Source organism: Compostibacter hankyongensis (assembly GCF_039541075.1).
Taxonomy (GTDB): Bacteria; Bacteroidota; Bacteroidia; order Chitinophagales; family Chitinophagaceae; genus Compostibacter; species Compostibacter hankyongensis.
On the sequence record NZ_BAABFN010000022.1, the window covers coordinates 229,307 to 249,159 of the forward strand.

General features: G+C 52.7%; 19 protein-coding genes and 1 tRNA gene. 6 read left to right on the forward strand and 14 right to left on the reverse strand.

Going from position 1 to position 19,853, the window contains the following annotated elements; genetic code table 11:
- Positions 1-3 precede the first annotated feature (3 nt).
- On the forward strand, positions 4-459 hold the full coding sequence (locus ABD851_RS17015; RefSeq protein ID WP_344981561.1) for an SPOR domain-containing protein: 456 nt from the start codon (positions 4-6) through the stop codon (positions 457-459).
- Positions 443-1,618 (forward strand): M20 metallopeptidase family protein, encoded by a 1,176-nt coding sequence (locus ABD851_RS17020; RefSeq protein WP_344981563.1) that lies wholly within the window; start codon positions 443-445, stop codon positions 1,616-1,618. Before ABD851_RS17015 ends, ABD851_RS17020 begins: the two co-directional genes overlap by 17 nt.
- A gap of 11 nt (positions 1,619-1,629) precedes the next feature.
- On the opposite strand, the gene ABD851_RS17025 is transcribed toward ABD851_RS17020, so the two are convergent.
- The 6 genes from ABD851_RS17025 to glyA all read right to left on the reverse strand — a co-directional run bounded on the left by ABD851_RS17025 (position 1,630) and on the right by glyA (position 6,530).
- Positions 1,630-2,196: a hypothetical protein gene (locus ABD851_RS17025; protein WP_344981565.1), complete on the reverse strand. Its 567-nt coding sequence runs from the start codon at positions 2,194-2,196 to the stop codon at positions 1,630-1,632.
- 23 nt (positions 2,197-2,219) lie between these two features.
- Positions 2,220-2,966: a hypothetical protein gene (locus ABD851_RS17030; RefSeq protein ID WP_344981566.1), complete on the reverse strand. Its 747-nt coding sequence runs from the start codon at positions 2,964-2,966 to the stop codon at positions 2,220-2,222.
- Positions 2,967-2,982: 16 nt separating this feature from the next.
- Positions 2,983-3,363, reverse strand: coding sequence for a GntR family transcriptional regulator (locus ABD851_RS17035; RefSeq protein ID WP_344981568.1), 381 nt, complete (start codon positions 3,361-3,363; stop codon positions 2,983-2,985).
- A 27-nt stretch (positions 3,364-3,390) separates the two neighbouring features.
- Positions 3,391-4,230 (reverse strand): hypothetical protein, encoded by an 840-nt coding sequence (locus ABD851_RS17040; protein WP_344981570.1) that lies wholly within the window; start codon positions 4,228-4,230, stop codon positions 3,391-3,393.
- 11 nt (positions 4,231-4,241) lie between these two features.
- Positions 4,242-5,078: an ABC transporter ATP-binding protein gene (locus tag ABD851_RS17045; protein WP_344981572.1), complete on the reverse strand. Its 837-nt coding sequence runs from the start codon at positions 5,076-5,078 to the stop codon at positions 4,242-4,244.
- Between the two features lie 174 nt (positions 5,079-5,252).
- Entirely contained in the window at positions 5,253-6,530 is a 1,278-nt protein-coding gene (gene glyA / locus ABD851_RS17050) for a serine hydroxymethyltransferase (protein WP_344981574.1), read from the reverse strand.
- A gap of 144 nt (positions 6,531-6,674) precedes the next feature.
- On the opposite strand from glyA, the gene ABD851_RS17055 reads away from it, so the two are divergent.
- Entirely contained in the window at positions 6,675-7,667 is a 993-nt protein-coding gene (locus tag ABD851_RS17055) for a sugar phosphate nucleotidyltransferase (protein ID WP_344981575.1), read from the forward strand.
- 17 nt (positions 7,668-7,684) lie between these two features.
- On the opposite strand, the gene ABD851_RS17060 is transcribed toward ABD851_RS17055, so the two are convergent.
- From ABD851_RS17060 to ABD851_RS17070, 3 genes are all read right to left on the reverse strand, one after another.
- Complete coding sequence (locus tag ABD851_RS17060) at positions 7,685-8,983, reverse strand: ABC transporter permease (RefSeq protein ID WP_344981577.1); 1,299 nt, start codon at positions 8,981-8,983, stop codon at positions 7,685-7,687.
- A gap of 101 nt (positions 8,984-9,084) precedes the next feature.
- Positions 9,085-10,014: an ABC transporter ATP-binding protein gene (locus ABD851_RS17065; protein WP_344981579.1), complete on the reverse strand. Its 930-nt coding sequence runs from the start codon at positions 10,012-10,014 to the stop codon at positions 9,085-9,087.
- 24 nt (positions 10,015-10,038) lie between these two features.
- On the reverse strand, positions 10,039-10,422 hold the full coding sequence (locus tag ABD851_RS17070; RefSeq protein WP_344981581.1) for a DUF3127 domain-containing protein: 384 nt from the start codon (positions 10,420-10,422) through the stop codon (positions 10,039-10,041).
- 546 nt (positions 10,423-10,968) lie between these two features.
- On the opposite strand from ABD851_RS17070, the gene dnaA reads away from it, so the two are divergent.
- Together dnaA and ABD851_RS17080 are read left to right on the forward strand one after the other, a co-directional pair.
- Positions 10,969-12,402 carry a chromosomal replication initiator protein DnaA gene (dnaA, locus tag ABD851_RS17075; RefSeq protein ID WP_344981583.1) on the forward strand — a complete coding sequence of 478 codons (1,434 nt, stop codon included), beginning with the start codon at positions 10,969-10,971 and terminating at the stop codon, positions 12,400-12,402.
- Positions 12,403-12,441: 39 nt separating this feature from the next.
- Positions 12,442-12,531: transfer RNA gene (locus ABD851_RS17080), tRNA-Ser, on the forward strand.
- A gap of 428 nt (positions 12,532-12,959) precedes the next feature.
- Here ABD851_RS17080 and ABD851_RS17085 read toward each other — a convergent pair.
- A complete protein-coding gene (locus ABD851_RS17085) occupies positions 12,960-13,484 on the reverse strand; it encodes a DinB family protein (protein WP_344981585.1) in 525 nt (174 codons plus the stop codon).
- Positions 13,485-13,504: 20 nt separating this feature from the next.
- Positions 13,505-13,915, reverse strand: a complete 411-nt coding sequence (locus ABD851_RS17090) for a VOC family protein (protein ID WP_344981587.1) — start codon at positions 13,913-13,915, stop codon at positions 13,505-13,507.
- Between the two features lie 239 nt (positions 13,916-14,154).
- Between ABD851_RS17090 and ABD851_RS17095 the strand changes: the two genes are divergently transcribed.
- On the forward strand, positions 14,155-15,042 hold the full coding sequence (locus ABD851_RS17095) for a helix-turn-helix domain-containing protein (RefSeq protein ID WP_344981589.1): 888 nt from the start codon (positions 14,155-14,157) through the stop codon (positions 15,040-15,042).
- Here the strand turns inward: ABD851_RS17095 and ABD851_RS17100 are convergent.
- From ABD851_RS17100 to ABD851_RS17110, 3 genes are all read right to left on the reverse strand, one after another.
- Positions 15,039-15,860, reverse strand: a complete 822-nt coding sequence (locus ABD851_RS17100) for a sugar phosphate isomerase/epimerase family protein (RefSeq protein WP_344981591.1) — start codon at positions 15,858-15,860, stop codon at positions 15,039-15,041. The genes ABD851_RS17095 and ABD851_RS17100 overlap by 4 nt on opposite strands.
- Before the next feature lie 101 nt (positions 15,861-15,961).
- Entirely contained in the window at positions 15,962-18,289 is a 2,328-nt protein-coding gene (locus tag ABD851_RS17105) for an alpha-L-rhamnosidase-related protein (RefSeq protein WP_344981593.1), read from the reverse strand.
- A gap of 7 nt (positions 18,290-18,296) precedes the next feature.
- The gene (locus tag ABD851_RS17110) at positions 18,297-19,847 is read right to left on the reverse strand and encodes a RagB/SusD family nutrient uptake outer membrane protein (protein WP_344981595.1); all 1,551 of its coding nucleotides are present in this window, start codon (positions 19,845-19,847) and stop codon (positions 18,297-18,299) included.
- Positions 19,848-19,853 lie beyond the last annotated feature (6 nt).

The window sequence follows — 19,853 nt, forward strand, 5'->3', positions numbered from 1 at the left end:
CGAATGAAACAGCTGATCGTCCTGCTGCTGGCAGGTATCTTTTCCCTGCAGGCCACCGCCCAGGAAGTTTCCGAAGTACCTTACAACAACAGCGGTCTTTCCATATTCAAGGATCCGCGGGTGGATATGCTGGTCCGCCGGCAGATCTATACCAATACCATTGCATTGCGCAATATCTCCGGCTACCGCATACAGGTGCTCAGCACCATGAACCGGAACAATGCCATGGAAACCAAGGCGCGGCTGATGCAGCTTTTCCCGAATTACAATACCTATCTTTCGTATCAGTCTCCTTACTTCCGCGTCCGGATCGGGGATTTCCGTACACAGCAGGATGCTTCGACTCTGCAGCAGGATGTAAGCCAGTATTTCCAAAGCGGGGTGTTTATCGTCCGGGATGTCATCAGGATCGATCCCGAAAAAGCACTTTTCAATAACAGCGATGATTCAGACGATTAAGCAGTTGGCCCGGACGCTGGCGCCGGAATTTATCGGCATCCGCCGGCACCTGCACGCCCACCCGGAGCTTTCTTTCCATGAAACCGCCACCTCGGCCTTTATCCGCGGACAGCTTGACGCCTGGGGCATTTCCTTCCGCGCACCCGTCGCAGATACCGGCATCGTGGCGCTGATCAGGGGAAAAAACCCCGGCAAAAAAACCATTGCCCTGCGGGCCGATATGGATGCGCTGCCCATTGAGGAAGCCAACGAAGTACCCTACCGCTCCCTGAACCCCGGGATCATGCATGCCTGCGGCCATGACGTTCACACCACCTGCCTGCTGGGTGCCGCCCGCATCCTGCAGGAAATGCGCGACCAGTGGGAAGGTACCGTGAAGCTGATCTTTCAGCCGGGCGAGGAAAAACATCCCGGGGGAGCCAGCCTGATGATCAAAGACGGCGCCCTGGAAGATCCCCGTCCCGATGCCATCCTCGGTCTGCATGTGCTGCCCGAGATGGAAACGGGGCTGCTGGGCTTCCACAGCGGCATGTACATGGCCAGCGCCGACGAGCTGTATTTCACCATCCGCGGCAAGGGCGGTCATGCTGCCGCTCCCCACCTGACGGTCGATACCATACTGGTAGCTTCCCATCTGGTGGTAAGCCTGCAGCAGATCATCAGCCGCAACTGCAACCCCCTCTCTCCTTCCGTACTGTCGGTCTGCGCCTTTAACGGAGGCCATACCACCAATGTGATCCCTTCCGAGGTAAAGCTGATGGGCACCTTTCGCGCGATGGACGAAGCGTGGCGCTTCCGTGCGCACGAGCTGATCCGCCGGCAGGCCGCCGAGCTGGCCCGTGCCATGGGCGCGGAGATCGATATCGACATCCTGGTAGGCTACCCTTGTGTTTATAACAACGAGGAAGTAACGGCCAGGGCGCAGGCCCTCAGCGGCGAATACATGGGCGGCAGTAATATAACGGAAACGCCCAAACGCATGGGTGCGGAGGACTTTGCTTTCTACTCCCAGGAGATCCCTGCCTGCTTCTTCCGGCTGGGTACGGGCAACAAGGCCAGGGGCATCAGCTCCGGCGTACATACTCCCACCTTCGATATCGACGAAAGCGCCATCGAGATCGGCATGGGCGCCATGGCCTGGCTGGCGGCACAATGGTGAAAAGCCGCCGCTTATCTCATCATCACCTTTAAAAAATAAAAAGCGGCCATCAGCGGGGCGCTGGCAAGGTCTACGCAAAAGGCGGCCAACGGCAATACCAGCCAGGCCCAGAGCGGGTATACATACCTTGTGGCCATGCCCTCCGTACAGCTGTGCAGGGCCGGAAACAGCTTTTCTCTATAATGCCACAGGATCAGGAAGGTCAGCAGCAGGTAGTATGGGATCCGTATAACGAAGGGAGTGAGCAAACCCATAAAGGTCATGTCCCATACCAGAATATTCAGCCAGATGGGAATGGACATGAGCGCCCCCATAATACAGGTGCGGCTGTAGAGCAGCAGCCCGGCCGTGATGATCTGGCAGATGCCGATAAAGGATTTGAAAGGCTCATGATCCGCCAGGTACCACGAAAGGCGAAACAGGCTCAGGTCTTTCAGCGGGGTGTTCAGCTCTTCGGGGGAAACGCCGAACTGTCCGCCGGTCAGTTTGGCCTGGCCATATTTTATCAGCGTGTAGGCAAGCGATATCCTTGCCGCCAGGATGAAATAATCAAACGCCCGTTGTCTGGATATCTTCACGTCCTGTATCTGTCTTTTTATTTCTATTCCCCGGCAATATCCTTTTGCGCACCCGTATTCACCGCATATCCCTGCAGCTCCATCCGGGAAAAAGGATCTACTTTTCCGGCATATAATGTATCCACCGTTCCCCGGGGAATTTCCAGGCGACTGCGCTCAAGATCGTAATCCAGGGATGCAATATGCGCAGCGGTATCCAGACGGACCGTGCCGGCAGACAGTATAAGATGCAGCCGTTTCAGCCGGACAGCTCCGATATCGGCACTCGCATTCGTTCCCGCTTTCAGCACGAGGATATCGTCCTGATGAAACTTTTCCAGTGTCATCAGCCCGTTGCTGAAACGAACAGAAGCAAGGGAAGGCGCCTGCACCACAAAAGCATTAATATCGTTCAGGTAAGGAAGAGGCTCCGTCAGGATGCTATCGGAAGAAAGAAAGAGGGTATCTTCCTGCACATGATACCGGATCAGAGGCCCGAGCTTCCCCCTTATCCGGAGGATGCAGCTGTCGCCGGAAACCGTCTGACGGACTCCGAAATGCAGGTTGCTGTTCGCATAATGGCCGGATGAGCCTACCCGTAAAAGATGCAGGTCGGCCACGACATGATGAAAAGGAGGCAGCCTGTGCGATTCTATTTTACCCAGCGCGATATCGGCGCGGTTCTGCAAATGTCCTGCCTTATATTCCACTGCCATCAGCCAGTTATAGAGAAAAAGGGACAGCAGGCCGAGAAACAATACCGCGATCAGTAATTTATTGCTGTTCTTCATGATGTAATATTTGTATTTATCTGTTTTTGCCGGCTTCTTTCCGACGGAACTGCTCGTATTGCTTACCAAGCTCATCCCATGCAATGTCCAGCAGCGCTATCTTCCGGAAGAGCTGGGGCAATTCTTCGCGGAAGAACTGCTCGCTGCGGATTTTCTTCAGCTTTCGGACGGCATCCGCGCCGACAAAATAGCCCAGGCCGCGGCGGGTGTAAATGATCTCCTGCTGCTGCAGGTATTCATAAGCCCGCATCACCGTATTGGGGTTGACCTCCAGGTCCACCGCCAGCTCCCGTACGGAGGGCACCCTGTCCTCAGGCGCCCATTGTCCGGATTGTATCCGGTCGCAGACATATTCCGCGATCTGGAGATAAATGGCCTGTGTATGGTTGAATTCCATCCTTTCTGATTTTAAACCGCTGATAGCTCAGCGCTGCCGTTCTTTCAACTTTAATACTACTACACCGCAGAGCAGCAGCGGCATCACCAAATAAAGTGCCCCGAATCCTGTTCGAACCGGTTTGCCAAGGTCTACCATCATGAAGGAATTTTCCCAGCTCACCACTTTATCATTTGTCTTCCTGACCACCATAAAGCCTACACTTCCGTATAGGTTCTGCATACTCGGATGATAGTAGGTAGCCGCCTTCCCGGTGACCGGCTTGTCGGGGAACAACATTTTAAGGGTAGCGGTATTGACGATTAGAAACACCAGAAGAAGGACTATGGAAGCAATAACGGCTTTTACAAAAGCATATTTCCGGAACAGCAGGAAGCATACCAGGGCAAAGGCCTGGACCGTAAAATTCAACAGGATAATCACCCTTGTACTGCCCGCTCCCAGATCCAAGAAATCATTTGCCGGCTGATGATTGGCGGCGCGGCTCACCGTATCCACGACATGCGCCGCCGCCAGGCAGGGATAGAACAATGCTGTAAATACGACGGGGTACAGGACCACACCCAGCAATACGGCCACCAGCATACGTTCCAGGGGAGAAACCGGCAGCAGCAGCTCCTGTGTATTCCCTGAGCTGTCGCCCAGGCGGCTGAACAAGGTGGAGCAAAACATTCCGCCGCCGAAGATGAGACCGGTAAAATAAGCCAGCCCCTGCATTGGCATACCAAGATCACCCGCAAAAGCAAAGAAAAGCAGGAAAAACAACAGGACGCCCGTATAAGCCAATGCACCAAGGCCGTACAGCTTGCGGTTTTCCACCCATTGCTTTCGGAACAGGTAACCAAAACGTGTAAACGAGAATTGCATAAAAAAGATTTTTACCGGTTAAAGAGCGGCAGTACCTGCGGCTTTTCGGCCAGCACGGCATTAAAGAACATCTCCATGTCCATCTTCGTATGTTCTCCGTCCGTATTTTGCGCCACTACGGCATAGCCTTTGAGCGCGCCTTCGCTAAACAGCAGGCCGGGCACTTCAGACGGTTCCATCACCTGGTGAAAAGCAAGCTTTTCGGTGATCCGGTCTACCGACTCATGCAGGATAATACGATGGTCGTCAAGGATGAGCACTTCATCGATGAGACTGTCCAGGTCTTTTACCTGGTGTGTGCTGATCAGGATCAGCTGCCCGGGTAGCAGGTTGCCCGCCATCAGTTTTCTGAATTGTCTTTTGGAAGGAATATCCAGTCCGTTGGTAGGCTCGTCCATCAGCAGGATACGGGCCTTTGTGGCCAGCGCAAAGCTGATCAGCACTTTTTTCTGCTGGCCGTGGCTGATCCGGCGGAGCTGCGCATCCCGCGGCACTTCAAATGTATTCAGATACTGATAAAAGGCTTCCCGGTCAAAAGCGGGATAAAAAGGCGTATAGGTGCCGAGATAGCTTTCTACCGTCACATCCGGCATATAAAACGCTTCGGGCAGCAGGAATACCTGTTGCAAAAATTCCGGCTCCCGTCGCCCCGGCCGGAATCCCAACACTTCGCAGCTGCCTTTTACGGGAAACAGCAACCCGCAAAGCTGGTAGAGCAAGGTACTTTTCCCCGTGCCGTTCCGGCCCAGCAGACCGCAGATATGCCCGGCCTCCAGCTGGAGGCTGAGGTCTTCCAGTACGGAGCGCCCCTTTCGGTAGGTAAAAGAAAGCTGTGATACGGTGATCATGTAAAGAATGTTTTAGTGTACTACATTACTAATACAGTACAAATATATCAACTTCCGGTTATCTTCCAAATTATTTTTGAAAAGGGATAAACGGGGTCGTTCCGACCCGGCTCTCAATAAAAAAGCTGTCCCGCCTCAGGCGGGACAGCGATAGATCAATTAAGAACAATTGTTTTACAGCTCCGGATAAAGCGGGAACTGCTGCATAAATTCGTTCACCGCCCCCTTCACGGAACGGATCTTTTCTTCATTGTCGGCATCGGCCAGCAGCGTATCGATCCATTCCACCACCTGCGGCATATGCGCTTCGCTGAGCCCGCGCGTGGTAATGGCCGGCACGCCCACCCGTATGCCCGAGGTCACAAAAGCCGACTTGTCGTCATACGGCACCATGTTCTTGTTGACCGTGATATCCGCCTTTACGAGTACCTGCTCGGCTTTTTTACCCGTAATGTTTTTATTGCGCAGATCGATCAGCAGCAGGTGGTTGTCCGTGCCGCCGGATACGATCTGGTAGTTCTTGTCCACGAAGGATTTTGCCATAGCCTGGGCATTTTTAATGACCTGCTGTGCATAGGTGCCGTATTCATCGGTCAGCACCTCAAAGAAGGACACGGCTTTTGCTGCGATAACATGCTGCAGGGGACCGCCCTGTATACCGGGGAAAACGGCCAGGTCCAGCAGGGAGCTCATCATGCGGATCTCGCCCTTGGGTGTCTTTAGTCCGAAAGGATTCTCAAAATCCTTACCCATGAGGATCATTCCGCCCCGCGGGCCGCGCAGGGTCTTGTGGGTAGTGGTGGTCACCACATGACAATGCTCAAAAGGCGAGCTGAGGAGACCCTTGGCGATGAGGCCGGCCGGATGGGCAATGTCTGCCATCACAAAAGCCCCTATCTTATCGGCGATCTCGCGGATACGTTTATAGTCCCAGTCCCGGCTGTATGCCGAGGCGCCGCAAATGATCAGCTTCGGGCGTTCCAGCTCCGCCAGCTGCTCCATCTTATCATATTCCACCAGGCCCGTCTCGCGATCCACTCCATAAAAGTATGGCTGATACAGCTTCCCGGAGTAGTTAACGGCGGAACCGTGAGTGAGGTGTCCGCCCATGCTCAGGTCCAGCCCCAGGATCTTATCGCCGGGCTGTAGCAGGGCCTGCATGACTGCAGCATTGGCCTGCGCGCCGGAATGCGGCTGCACGTTGGCATATTCCACACCGAACATCTGTTTGGCACGGTCTATCGCCAGCTGCTCGCTCTGATCCACTACCTCGCATCCGCCATAATACCGGCGTCCGGGATACCCTTCGGCATATTTGTTGGTCATCACGTTTCCCATGGCCTGCATCACCTGCAAGCTGGTAAAGTTTTCCGAGGCAATCAGCTCCAGGCCCTGGCGCTGGCGCTGCAATTCCTCATGGATGAGATCGAAGATCTGCTGGTCTTTCTGCATACTGTAAAGCAAGTGCGGTTAGCGGTAAAAGAAATTTTTGCAAAAATACAAATTCCGGCTGCCAAATCACAAATTCTCCGCAGGATACCGCTCATGCCGTCCGGAAAATTTATAGTAATTTCACGCCCACCGAAAGTAATATCCATGAAGGCCATCATTCCCGTAGCAGGAGCAGGCACCAAGCTGCGCCCCCATACCTACACGCAGCCAAAGGCGCTCATGCCGCTTGCCGGGAAAACCATACTCAGCTTTATTATCGATCAGCTGTCCTCCGCCGGGATACGCGACTTTATATTTGTGGTCGGCTACCTCGGAGAGAAGATACAGGATTATGTAGAAGAGAAATATCCCCGGCTGAATTGCCATTTTGTACAGCAGAACATACGGGAGGGAACCGGTCAGGCCATCGCGCTCACTCGTTCCGTAGTGGGGGATGACGAGGTATTCATCGTCATGGGCGATACCATCTGCGAGTTTGATATCGATGCCGTAATGCAGCTTCCCGGCTCCGCGCTGGGCCTGAAAAAGGTAGACGATCCCCGGAGCTTCGGGGTGGCCGAAATGGACGAGGAAGGGCATATTATAAGGGTCGTTGAAAAACCGCAGATCCCGGTTTCCAATATGGCCCTCGTGGGTTTATACAAAATCAAGGAAACTGCGGAACTGTTCGACTGCCTCGAAGAAAACTACCATAAAAAAATCACTTCCCACGACGAGTACCACCTTACCGACGGGCTGCAGGGCATGCTGCAGAAGGGCATCGCCTTTACCCCCTTTAAGGTGGCCAACTGGTTCGATTGCGGACGGAAGGAAACCTTGCTGGAATCCAACGCCACCCTGCTCAAAAAATATGGTTCCGGTCCCCCTACCGATGCCGTCACCGAAAATACCATCATCATCCCTCCCGTCAGCATTGCCGGCGGCTGCAACATCGCTCATTCCATTATCGGGCCCAACGTAGCCATCGGGGAAAATACCGTTATCCGCGCTTCCATCGTAAAGGATTCCATCATCGGGGCTTACTCGCACCTGCATGAAGTAGTGCTGACCTCTTCACTGATCGGCAGCGATGCCAACATACGCGGACTCACACAAAGCCTGAACATCGGGGACAATACGGAGATCGACCTGGGCTGAGACAGCCTCCCGGAGCATTACCCTTTCCGGAACAGCCATTTGCCCATTTCCCGCAGGGTGACCTTTTTGCCGTATAGCAGGATACCGGTCCGGTAGATCTTTGCGGCGATCCAGGTCGTCAGCAGAAAACCCAGCACCAGGAAAAGCATAGAGAGGGCCAGCTGCCACCACGGTACCCCGAAAGGGATCCGGACGATCATCACCAGCGGGGACGACAGGGGAAAAAGGCTTGCGCCCACAGACAGCGGGCTGTTGGGCTGCTGTATGGCATTGAACATGATAAAAAAGGAAAGGATCAGCGGGAGCGTCAGGGGAAAGGTCAGGGACTGCGATTCGGCGGCATCATGATCTACCGCGGAGCCCACCGCAGCATACAGCGAGGCGTACAACAGGTAGCCGCCCAGGAAATAAAACAAAAAGCAGACGATGATGAGCGTCACCGGCAAGGCGGTCACCACATCATGCACCTTGTGCAGGACCTCGGCAGCCTGCTGGGCCTGCGGCTGCGCATTTTGAACGGCTGCGGCCTGCTGGGCCAGCCCGGGAGCCAGCGCCCCGGCTACGAAAAAGAGCACCAAACCCAGCACCAGCCAGATGAGGAACTGGGTAAGGCCCACGCCCGCGATACCCACGATCTTGCCGGCCATCAGTTGAAACGGCTTTACCGAAGAGATGATCACTTCCGCAATGCGGTTGGTTTTTTCCTCCATCACTCCGCGCATCACCTGCATTCCGAAGAACAGGAGCACAAAATAGATCATAAAGCCGGCGATGTAGCCCACCGCGGTGGCCGCATAGGTAATATAGGTGGTGTCCCCGCCGCCGCTGCCGGCCTGGATGAGCGATACATCCGCCTTGATGGCGTCCAGCTGCGCCTGGTCAATACCGGCCGCTACCATCCGCTGCTGCTCGATGACATGATCAAGCTGACCGGTGATATAGGAATAGGCGCCGAGGCCCAGCTGGTTCTGCCCGTAAAAGGTAAAACCCTCCGGCTTGTCCAGCTCAAAGCGGGGAATAAACAGCAGTCCGGTATAACCCTGACGGGCATACTTCTGCCGGTAAGCCGAGGGATCGCTGCTTCCGACAAAAGAGAAATGGATATTTTCCCCGTCTTTCAGCTTCCCGCGGAACTGGCCCGTTTCGTCGATAACGGCAATATGCTGAACTTCCCGGTTACCTCCGCTGGCGAGGAATACCTGTAAACCGATAAACAGGATGAAGATAACCGGCACCAGCAGCGTGATGACGATGAAGGATTTTTTCCTTACACGGCTGAGGTACTCGCGTTTGATGATCAGCCAGGTTTTATGCATGGAGCGGGTTGATTTGATAATTTGATGATTTGATGATGAGCCGATTTACCTTTGCTCCCTGCAGGGACGGGGCTCACCCCTTTCCTTCTACCCTTTGCCTTTTACCTTTTACCTCTTACCTCTTCAGGGGTCCTCACCTGCCGTATAAACACGTCGTTGATCGTCGGCAATATCTCATGAAAGGCCTGCACGCCATAGCCCTGCTGTATAAAATAACTTAGCATCTCGTTGGTGGAATGACCGTCCTTCAGCTTTACGGTCACTTCGGCTCCTGCGGTTCTTTCCACGGTAAAGCTGTCTGTTGCCTGCACAAGTCCCGCGGGGGGAGCATCGAGCAGCACGCTGAACTCGGATCGCTTGAAATCCTGCTTGATCTGCTGCACCGCACCGTCCAGCACCTTCCTGCCGCGGTGCACCAGTACAATATGATTACAGATCTCCTCCACCTGCTCCATGCGGTGCGTGGAGAAGATGATGGTGGTACCCTTCGCGCTGAGCCGGAAGATCTCCTCCTTGATCAGATTGGTGTTGATGGGATCCAGACCGGAAAAAGGCTCATCCAGGATCAGCAGGCTGGGTTCGTGCAGGATGGTGACGATGAACTGTACCTTCTGCTGCATGCCTTTGCTGAGATCGCCCACCGGTTTGTTCCGCCAGCTGTCCAGCTCAAAACGGCTCATCCAGAAACGGCACCGCTCCCGGGCCTCGCTTTCGGACAGGCCGCGCAGCCGGGCCAGATAAAGCACATGCTCCGCCGTTTTCATCTTTTTATACAGCCCTCTTTCTTCGGGCATATAGCCGATGCGGGCAGCATGCTGCTTGGGATCAAACGGTTGTTCTTCAAAAAAGAGCTGACCTTCGTCGGGATAAAATATGCCGGTGATCATGCGCAGCAGCGTGGTCTTTCCGGCCCCGTTAGGGCCCAGCAGGCCGAAAATAGCGCCGGCGGGGATGGTAAAGCTGATATCATCTACCGCGCGATGCCCTTCATACTGCTTCTTCAGGTGCTCCAGTCGAATAATCGGATCCATAAGATACCCTGTCTTCTTCCGGGATCAGAAAGGAAGATCGTCGTCAGCAGATTCCTGGGAAGGATTATACTGTTCACGCGGCTCCTGTGAGGTATTATAGTTCGGCTGGGGATCAACACTACCTCCTCCATCGGGAAGCGCCTCGATACGCCAGGCCCGCACATCGGTATACCAACGTCCGTTGTACTCGCGGCTTTCCACGTCGATGCTGGCCTTCAGGTTGGCGCCCTCGTTGAAGGCATTCACCTGGCTGATGGTATCGCCCCAGGTGACGCAGCAGACCTTTTTGGGAAAACGGTCGCCGCTTGTCTCCAATACGAAACCCCCTTTCGACCAGGGTCCGTTCTTTCCTTCGCCAGTCTGTACCGGCAGCTTCTGAATCAGTTTTCCAGTTATTTCAAGACTCATAAAAAGTTTTTAGCAGTTTAGCAGTTAAATACAAAAATACTAAATTCAGCGGGTGTACAAAACAGGAATATATAAGATAGAGCGCACAGCTTACCGTTTTGGCCTGATAGGTTGAGAGCGGCTTTTGTATGCCGGCCATACAGCATACAACGATCTTTAAAATTAATTATCAGCCATCCCCGCATAAAAATTTCGTGAGCGGCAAAAAAAGGAATAAATTTTTTGATCAATCTACATCCGCGACCGCTCGGCGCGGAGCAGCAGCCCTGGCGTGTTCCAGACTTTAAAAAGTAATCAAATCCTTTCCTGTCCTCGCTTTCTGAAAATTTTCATATACTTGAAAAAATTATGTCTGCTAAATATTTATCATAAATTAGCATGGTGTATTTTTGCCGACAGAAACAAGCAAGAATGAATTTTTTTTTTCAACATTTTCTTAAGATATTCGTCCTCCTGTCCAAAAAATTATCCGTCGTACACACCCGGGAAATTTTTTAGCAAATTCGGATTATCCTTAATTAAAATAATAGAAAATTATTTGTTTCAATGGAGCGCACTTGCGAACAGGTATGGGAAAAGTGTCTAAATATAATTAGGGATATCGTTGAGTGGCAACCCTATAAAACATGGTTCGAACCTATTAAACCGGTAAAGCTTGAAACGAACGTATTGACGATCCAGGTACCCAGTCAGTTTTTTTACGAATATCTGGAAGAACACTACATAGGTCTCTTAGGCAAAACCATCAAGCGTGAGCTGGGGAAAGAAGCAAGGCTGGAATACCGCATCGTGGTAGAGAACGGCAACACCACCCAACGGCCGGTAACGGTAAATATGCCTATGCACTTTAGCAAACCGGCTCCCGGAAACGAGCTGGATTTTCCGTTGGTGATCAATACCAACCCGGTGAATCCCTTCGTGATCCCGGGACTCAAACGTGTGCAGATAGACCCGCAGCTGAATCCCAATTATACTTTTGATTCCTACATAGAGGGCGACTGCAACCGGGTAGCCCGCCGGGCGGGCAAAACGGTGGCGGAAAAGCCCGGCAGCACCTCTTTCAATCCCCTCGTTATCTATGGCGGTGTAGGTCTGGGAAAGACCCATCTGGGACAGGCCATCGGCAATGCGGTAAAAGAGCAGCATCCGCATAAAGCTGTTTTGTATGTAAGTGCGGAAAAGTTTATCAATCAGTTCATCGACAGCGGCAAACGCAGCGAGATAAATGATTTCATCCATTTCTACCAGCTGATTGACGTGCTGATCATTGACGATATACAGTTCTTTGCCCGGGCCGAAAAAACCCAGGAAGCCTTCTTTGCTATCTTCAATCATCTTCACCAGTCCGGGAAACAGCTGGTGCTCACTTCAGACAAGCCGCCCAAGGACCTCGAAGGCCTGCAGGAGCGGCTGCTGAGCCGGTTCCGCTGGGGGCTGAGCGCAGACCTGCAGATACCGGATTTTGAAACCCGGATGGAGATCCTGGATACCAAGATGAAGGCGGACGGGCTTGAGATGCCCCGGGAGGTGGTCAAATATGTCGCCTATAATATCCAAAGCAACATCAGGGAGCTGGAAGGCGCGCTCATTTCGCTACTGGCCCAGTCCTCCCTCAATAAAAAGGACATTGACCTTGACCTGGCCCGGAAAGTGCTGAAATCCTTTGTAAAAACCTCATCTAAAGAGATCACCATCAGCAGCATACAGAAAATGGTGTGCGATTACTTCAGCGTTCCCTATGATAAGGTACTGCAGAAAACGCGCAAGCGGGAAATCGTACAGGCCCGGCAGATCACCATGTTCCTGGCCAAGCAGTTTACCAAAAATTCGCTCAAAACGATCGGGGAACATTTTGGAGGCCGGGATCATACCACCGTCATCCACTCCTGCCAGACGGTAAAGGACCTGATGGACACCGACAACGCCTTTAAGGAAAGCGTTTCGGAACTGCAGCAAAAGGTACAGCTCGCCGCTATGTAATTTTAAAAATATTCCTATTTTTGCAGCCCCGGAAGGAAGGGTGAGGTGCCTGAGTGGCCGAAAGGAGCAGTTTGCTAAACTGTCGTACGGTTAATCGCTGTACCGCGGGTTCGAATCCCGCCCTCACCGCAAGTCCGCCAATGGCCCCGCATCAGCGGGGCATTTTTATTCCCCGGCAGCGTGGCAAGCTTGCTTGCCTGAGCAGGCGGGGAATAAAAATGAAAGTGAGCGTAGCGAACGCCATTGGTGGACTTTAGCCACCCCTTCCAGGGATCACCGAGCAAAGCGAGGTAATCCCGGACCAAATTCCCCGGACCAGATGCGCAAAACAAAAAAATGAAGACGGGCGAAAGCCGTCTTCGGGTGCGATAATATGAACTTTAGCCACCCTTTATGGGATCACCGAGCGCAGCGAGGTAATCCCCTGCTCCAGCGTGGCAAGCTTGCTTGCCTGAGCAGGCGGGGAATAAAAATGAAAGTGAGCGTAGCGAACGCCATTGGTGGACTTTAGCCTCCCTTTATGGGATCACCGAGCGCAGCGAGGTAATCCCGGCGCGCTAATAATTCAGCTTCTCATTGATATCATACCGCACGCCCTCATAACCCAGTATCCTGCGCATGAGCCCGAGCTGGCCAAAAAGATAGCCCACCCGGTCGGTGGCCATCCCCACCATATTCAACTTGTTTTCCGTGACAAACTCCACCTTCATCCCGAACGCATAGGGTTCGTGCAGCTCTTCCTCACTAATCGAAAGCAGGCGCTTATACAGTTTTGGCGAGATGGTATGCCATTCCTTCTTTAACACGTCCAGCGAAGGATAATCCAGCTTTTCGTCCAGGGCCCTGGCATTCTCAAAAAAGGAGCTGTTCGGGTCGGTCTCCGCGATACCTAGTATGCCTGCCAGCCAATAACGGCAGTTTACCAGATTGCCCGCCATCCAGACGATATGGTTGGTCCTTCCCTCAATACGCTTCAGGACGTCCTTTGTCTCAACACCCGCTAAAATGTTGTCAAACATCTGGGTGTGCATCCTGAATGCCGGGATAATGATCTCCAGCGATTTCGAAACAGGCTGATCCATCGTTTTCAGTTTATGTTCTGTTATTTCTGAATAGTGATGTTCACCATCCACATGATGCCGTACTTATCTTTCACATCGCCGTAAATATCGCCCCATACCTGTTTTTCCAGGGGATGCCCTTCTTTTCCGCCTTCGCTGAGCGCGTCAAATATCCGGCGGAGCCCCTTTTCATCGGTGCCGCCCAGGGCAAGGCTTATCCTTCCGGTACCGAGTGCGCCTTCCTCGGGGCTATCGCTGGCCATCAGGAGAACTTCATCGCTCGCCAGCCGGGCATGCATAATGCTGTCCTTCATGGCTTCGGGACAGCTGTCATTTACCTCGCCAAAGGTCTGCATATACAGATCGCCGCCGAAGACCTGCCGGTAAAACTCCATGGCCTCGCGGCAGTTTCCGTCAAAGAAGAGATAAGGATTCAGTGCAATCTTTTTCATAGGTAACTGTTTTTAGATGATTCGGGTTATGCTTTTCCTCTGCATTGCTGATGCACAGATGACGATAACAAAAATAAAGATAAAACAACAGGCTACAGCGGGTTAAAAACGACAATATAGGGGGGCGATTGCGTCGGTCATTGCTGCAGCTGTTTCTCCGGAGGTTAGCCGGTCAGTATTTGTACTTTTTGACCTATTTTGTAGATTTGAGAGCAGCATCCCCGTTTTATTTTAACGCTATGCAGAACTACCATAAATATCTTCACATAGGCGATACGGAAGAAAAATGGGGACTGTATGTCAATACTGCAGGCTATACCAAAACGAATCCGAAACAGCACTATCCCAACAACAGTGAACATCCCACGACCCACTCGTTCAACTGGAACAAGGGTCGCATCCTCAGCGGCTACTACCTGGTATTTATCTCCAGGGGGCAGGGCATCTTTGAATCCGCCCATACGCCGCCGGTGACCATAAACGAAGGCACCTGCTTTTTTCTTTATCCCGGCGTATGGCACCGCTACCGCCCCGATGTCCATTCGGGATGGGAGGAATACTGGGTAGGGTTTGACGGAGCCTATCCGCATGAGCTCATGCACAAAGGATTCTTTTCCGTAAAGTCTCCTTTTATACACGTAGGGCTGCACTGCGATCTGCTGCATCTTTTCCACAACCTGATCGAAACCATACACGCTTCCTCACCCGGCTATCACCAGGTTGTCGCCGGCATCACCCTGCAGATACTCGGGGTAGTGAACGCAGTATCCATCCATAAGGAGCAGGACAACGATCCGGCAGGAAGACTGATCGCCAAAGCGCAGTTCCTGCTGCAGGAGTCGCTCGAGAGCCCCGTCGACATGCAGGCGCTGGCCAGGGATATCCCTATGGGTTATTCCGCTTTCAGAAAAGCCTTCAAAAAAATTACGGGTGAATCTCCGAACCAATATCACCTGAACCTGCGGCTGGAGCGGGCTAAATACCTGCTGACCTCCACTACCCTGACGATCAGCGAAATAGCTTACCAGACGGGATTCGATTCCCTATTTTACTTCTCCAGGCTGTTCAAGAAAAAATATGAGGTACCTCCCAAATCCTATCGTCTGCAAAACAGTGTATCGCACTAACGGTAACGGGCATACCGTTCGTTCAGCATATCTTTCATATAACAGTTGACCTCAAACAGATCGGCTACAGGTTCACCGGTGAAGGGGATGGCCGGCATATATGGCTTCGGGCCGAATTCGGTCGTAACCGGCAGGATATCCCGTTTACGTTCCGCGTTTAACGCTACGATACGATCCCACCAGGCTACAAAATGATCCACCGCATGCTTCCACTCCGGAGCCCTGGGGTCGGGTACCTGCGGTCCCTCCTGGTATCCCACCCGCGCATGGATATGCACGGAACGGTCTATGGCCTCCGACAATATCTCCTGAAAATTCTCCAGGAAGCTCTCGGTAACGCATACCCAGTGAGAAAGATCGGCGGTCAGCTGATACGCATTATTTGCCGCAAAAAGGTCGGCCGTCATCTGGGGACTGTACCCTATGCGACCCCGGTGCGTCTCATGGGCAATTACGATGCCGTTCTTTTCCGAAAATTCCTGGGCCAGATCCAGCAGCTCCAGGTTTTGCTCGCGCGAAAAGTAATCTCTCCCCGTATGGGAATTGATCAGCAGGGGACCCGGCTCGGCGCATATGGCAAGGTTGCGGAGAAAAGATCTTTTAAATTCTTCAAAAGTGTCGCCGCGGGCCTGGTGCTGATGCGTGACGATATGCATCTCATGCTGCTGCAGATAATCAAACAACTGCTTTTTGAGTCCTGCATCTTCCGGCACCCAGGTGTCGAAACCATCATAACCCGCATCGCGCACCTGATCCATAAAAACCTTCTGGTCCAGATGCTCATGTCCCCAGAAGGCGCAAAGGATTTTTATCTTCATCGGTATGTTTTATAAAACAAGTTCCTGTTTCTGCTTCGTCCGGTAAACATACCACTTTTATCCGGATCACGCAGCATGCCGCTCCGGCCACATGCCCGGGTTTAGAACAGGGCAAAAGACCATTTGCCGGGCCGGACGTTAAAAAAGAAATAACGGCCGTCTTCCCCGGCAAACTTCACCGAAGGATTGTTATTCAGCGGTCGCCCATCCTGCAGCAGAAGGGTTCCGTTCACCGTTATGCGGGATAAGGCTGGGTTCATCCGGGGTATACCTACACGCGCGGTTTGCGCATGGTCCGGTATATCCACCGTCATGCTGAGCTTTTCTTCTTTTTCTATCTTGAGGTCCAATGCGACAGTCCCCTTCACGGTGGGAACGATACAATGGATCCGGTGCAGATCGCCCGGCTGTGGTATGATATGGAAAGTCCTGTAACCCGGCGTTTCCGGGGCTATCCCGGCGACATACTGGCTCATGAGGGTGAGCGGGCCGCCGGACCAGCCATGGTTATAAGACCCTCCCCCGTAGCCTTCAGCGCCGATACCCCATCCTTCCCACAGGGTGGAAAGATGGCTCTTTACCATATTATCATACCGCCGCTTCATCCGGCTCAGACCCGCGGTCGCATCCTGCATGACAAAGAACGACTCCATGATATATTTCTCCATATAGGGGCTCGCATGGAACTCGGTCTGCAGCACCTTTTTTATGGCATCGAATTTTGCAGTATCCGCCAGCCCGGCCACCACTGCAAGCCCGTTGCCCCTGTCGTCCGTAACCCCTTTGTTCCCCGGGCTCCGGTAGGCCGTCCCGTTCCAGAACTTCCGGTTAAAGCTTTTTCTTATCATGCTCATTCTCTCCCGGTAAAACGCTGTATCAGACAAGTCACCCGTAAGCCGGGCCATCTGCCCGGCTGCATCGAGCGCCATGTAATACCAGGCATTGTCGAGCAGCGGCACGTCAATATCATTTCCCCAGTCCAGCCAGTCCCATCCACCCGGCCGGTGCACCACAAGGCCGTCTTCCCCCATCTTCCACAAGTGCAGGTATTTTTTTACTGCTGGATAAACGTAACGGATCAACGCCGTATCGCCGGTATAACGATAGTAGTTCCAGAAGCCGTATCTGCCAATGCTGGCCAGCATCTGCGCAGGCAGCTCCCTGTCCCAGCTGCCGGCCGGCACCGGCGAGTACAATACACCATTCGGCTTCTGCCAATCGACCAGATTAAGGATCGCTTTCCGTATGGCCGGTATCCCGTTATGATCGCAGGCGTAGAGTATCTCACCCATGAGTATCACCGCATCTCCCCACCATTGCGCTCTTTCGCGGTCCGGATCCTGGATGGCATCGCGCAGGTTGACGTTCAGGGTATTGTACGACTTTTCCCAGAGCCGGTTGTAAAAGTCGTCATCGCACGAGAATGCTCCGACCTGTTCGGTATTATACCGGGTTTCACGGTATTTGAGCGAAAGGATCTTTACACCGGGAGGAATGGTATAGCGCACCTCATGCCCGTTCATATAACCGAACGTCTCAAACTCCTGCACACCGGATCTGGTGATGTACTCCGTCCGGACGTTGTATTCGCTCCCCCCTTTGTAATTATCGGTCCGCATGTCTATCTTCAGACCGCTGTCTGCCACGATCTTGAGATACGGCGTGATGGTAATATTCCTGGGAAGCTTTGCCACGATCACTCCACCCGCGCTTGTTCCCGGTAAGCTATCGTTGTTGACATAGTCCCGGAGACCGGAATCATTCCACAACGGAATCGGCCGCTTTACCAGGTTATTCCAGGGCCCTACGGGGGGAACGCCGTAAGAGACGGCATTTTTCCAGGAACCGTCATCAAAACCGGCCCCGTTCCAGCCGGGAATATCCTTCCCGGCATCGAAATAAATATTGAACTCAGGCAGACGGTAGTTGGGCAGCGGGGGACCGGTATTGCCAAAGGCAGGATGCCGGATGGCCTTCCAGGTGTTGTCTGACGTTATTGCTTTCCCGTTTATTTTTGCCTCGAACAACAATGCGGACTTACCGCTGCTCTTATGATCAAAGCCGTCCCTTCCCCAATACCAGGTCAGCACGGCAATGCTGTTCTCACCTTTCAGAAGATAGGGGGACAGGTTTACTTCATCATAGTAAGTATCCCGCGGATTAGGTCCCCGTTTGAGCTCTCCTTCAAAAACGACCAGCTTTCCGTTTACCCAGAGCCAGTATTTCGAATCCGTGGCGATCCTGGCCCGGGCATCTGCCGGAGCCCTGTCCAGGGAAAACGTTTTCCGGAAGCAGGTCCACAGGTTGGTATCGCCCTTCGCATGGGGGATGCCTATCCAGGCCGCCTGCCACGATGGGGTTTGGGCGGAACAGGGTGCGCCGACAAAGACGGCAGCGGCAAAACAAATAAGACAGATCAGTTTTTTCATATTATTCTCAATAACCGGGGTTTTGAACGAGATTGCTGTTGATCTGGATTTCCCTCGAAGGTATAGCGTAAATTAGCCTGTTTTCTGTTACCTTGAATGAAGCGGGCAGCAGCCATCCATAGAGCGCCTTCAGACGTTCTCCCTTTTCATTTAGCACATTGACCGCATTGCCATTGCGGATGAGATCGGTCCAGCGATGGTTTTCAAAAGCGAGCTCATGACGCATTTCATCCGCCACACTTTCTTTCGTGGCAACTGTCATATCTGGCAATCCTGCCCTTTTCCTCACCTGGTTCAGATAAGGCAGCGCTTCCGGGGACTTGTTTTGGGCGACCAGGCATTCCGCCAGCAGCAACAAGGCGCCGGAATATCGATAAACAGGCCAATTGTCATCCGTATTCCATTCCACAGCATAAGGAGGATGCAGATATTTTTTGATAAAATAAAAGTAGGCTTTGCCCGAAGGGGGATGAAATCCAACAGGGTTTTCCATCGCTTCAGTCGTAAAAGATTCCCCACTGAGGCTACCCACGGCCACGCCGATCGAAGCTGGCAGGCGCTTGTCTCCATCTTCATATGAATCCACCATTTCCTGGGTCGGAACATTCCAGCCCCCGCTAGAAAGGCCGCCCCGCAAGTTTGTGCCGTGCAGGCCTAGTATGGCTTCCGTATTTGTTGTCTTTGGAATAAACCTCCATATAAAGTCACTCTGCTGCCCGTCATTTCCTGCCTGGTACTGCACTTCAAATATCGACTCCCGGCTGTTTTTATGAGCGGGGTCAAAGACGTCGGCATAATTATCCAATAAGCCATAGTTCATATGGGTGATATCCAGCAACTCCTTTTCCGCTTTGGCGTATTCGCGCTCCGGCTTTGACATGTAGGCGTAAGCCAACAGCATTTTGGCTGCGCCTCGCGTGGCCCTGCCCGACTGAGGAAAGGTTGTCGCCACAGGAAGCTTGGGAATAGCATTCGTGAGGTCTGCAATGATCTGACTGTATACCTCTTCCACGGTATTCCTGGGTAAAAAAGCTTCTTTCTCCGAAGTCACTTCCTTGAGTTGCAAAGGGACACCGCCATAATGCTGAACCAGATCGTAATAATAATACGCCCTCAGGAACAGCGCCTCTCCCGACAAGGTGTCCTTTACGCCCTGCGCTATATCCTCCCGGTTCTCCAGTCGGCTAAGAACGGTGTTCACCTTGGCGATACCTGAATAATCATTTCCATATCGGTTGCCGGGATTGTTCGGCTCCTGGCTGGAGGTGGCATTATCCAGAAACTCTGCCATGGCTTCTGCACTGGTTTCCGTTCCCCGGTCAGCCTGGTAAATCGTAAAAAAAGTATTATCGGACCGTATTTCGTCCATGTAAATGCCTGTCACGGCAATCAGTCGCAGGTTCGTATAGGCGGAAACAACTGCCTGGTCAAACTCTGCAGCATTCTTAAAAAAAGAAACCGAGCTCAGCGAAGTCTCCGGAGCCAGGTTCAGGTTATCTTCGCTGCAGGATTGCAACGTAATCAAAGCAACTGCTATATACAGGAATATCTTTTTCATAATGTT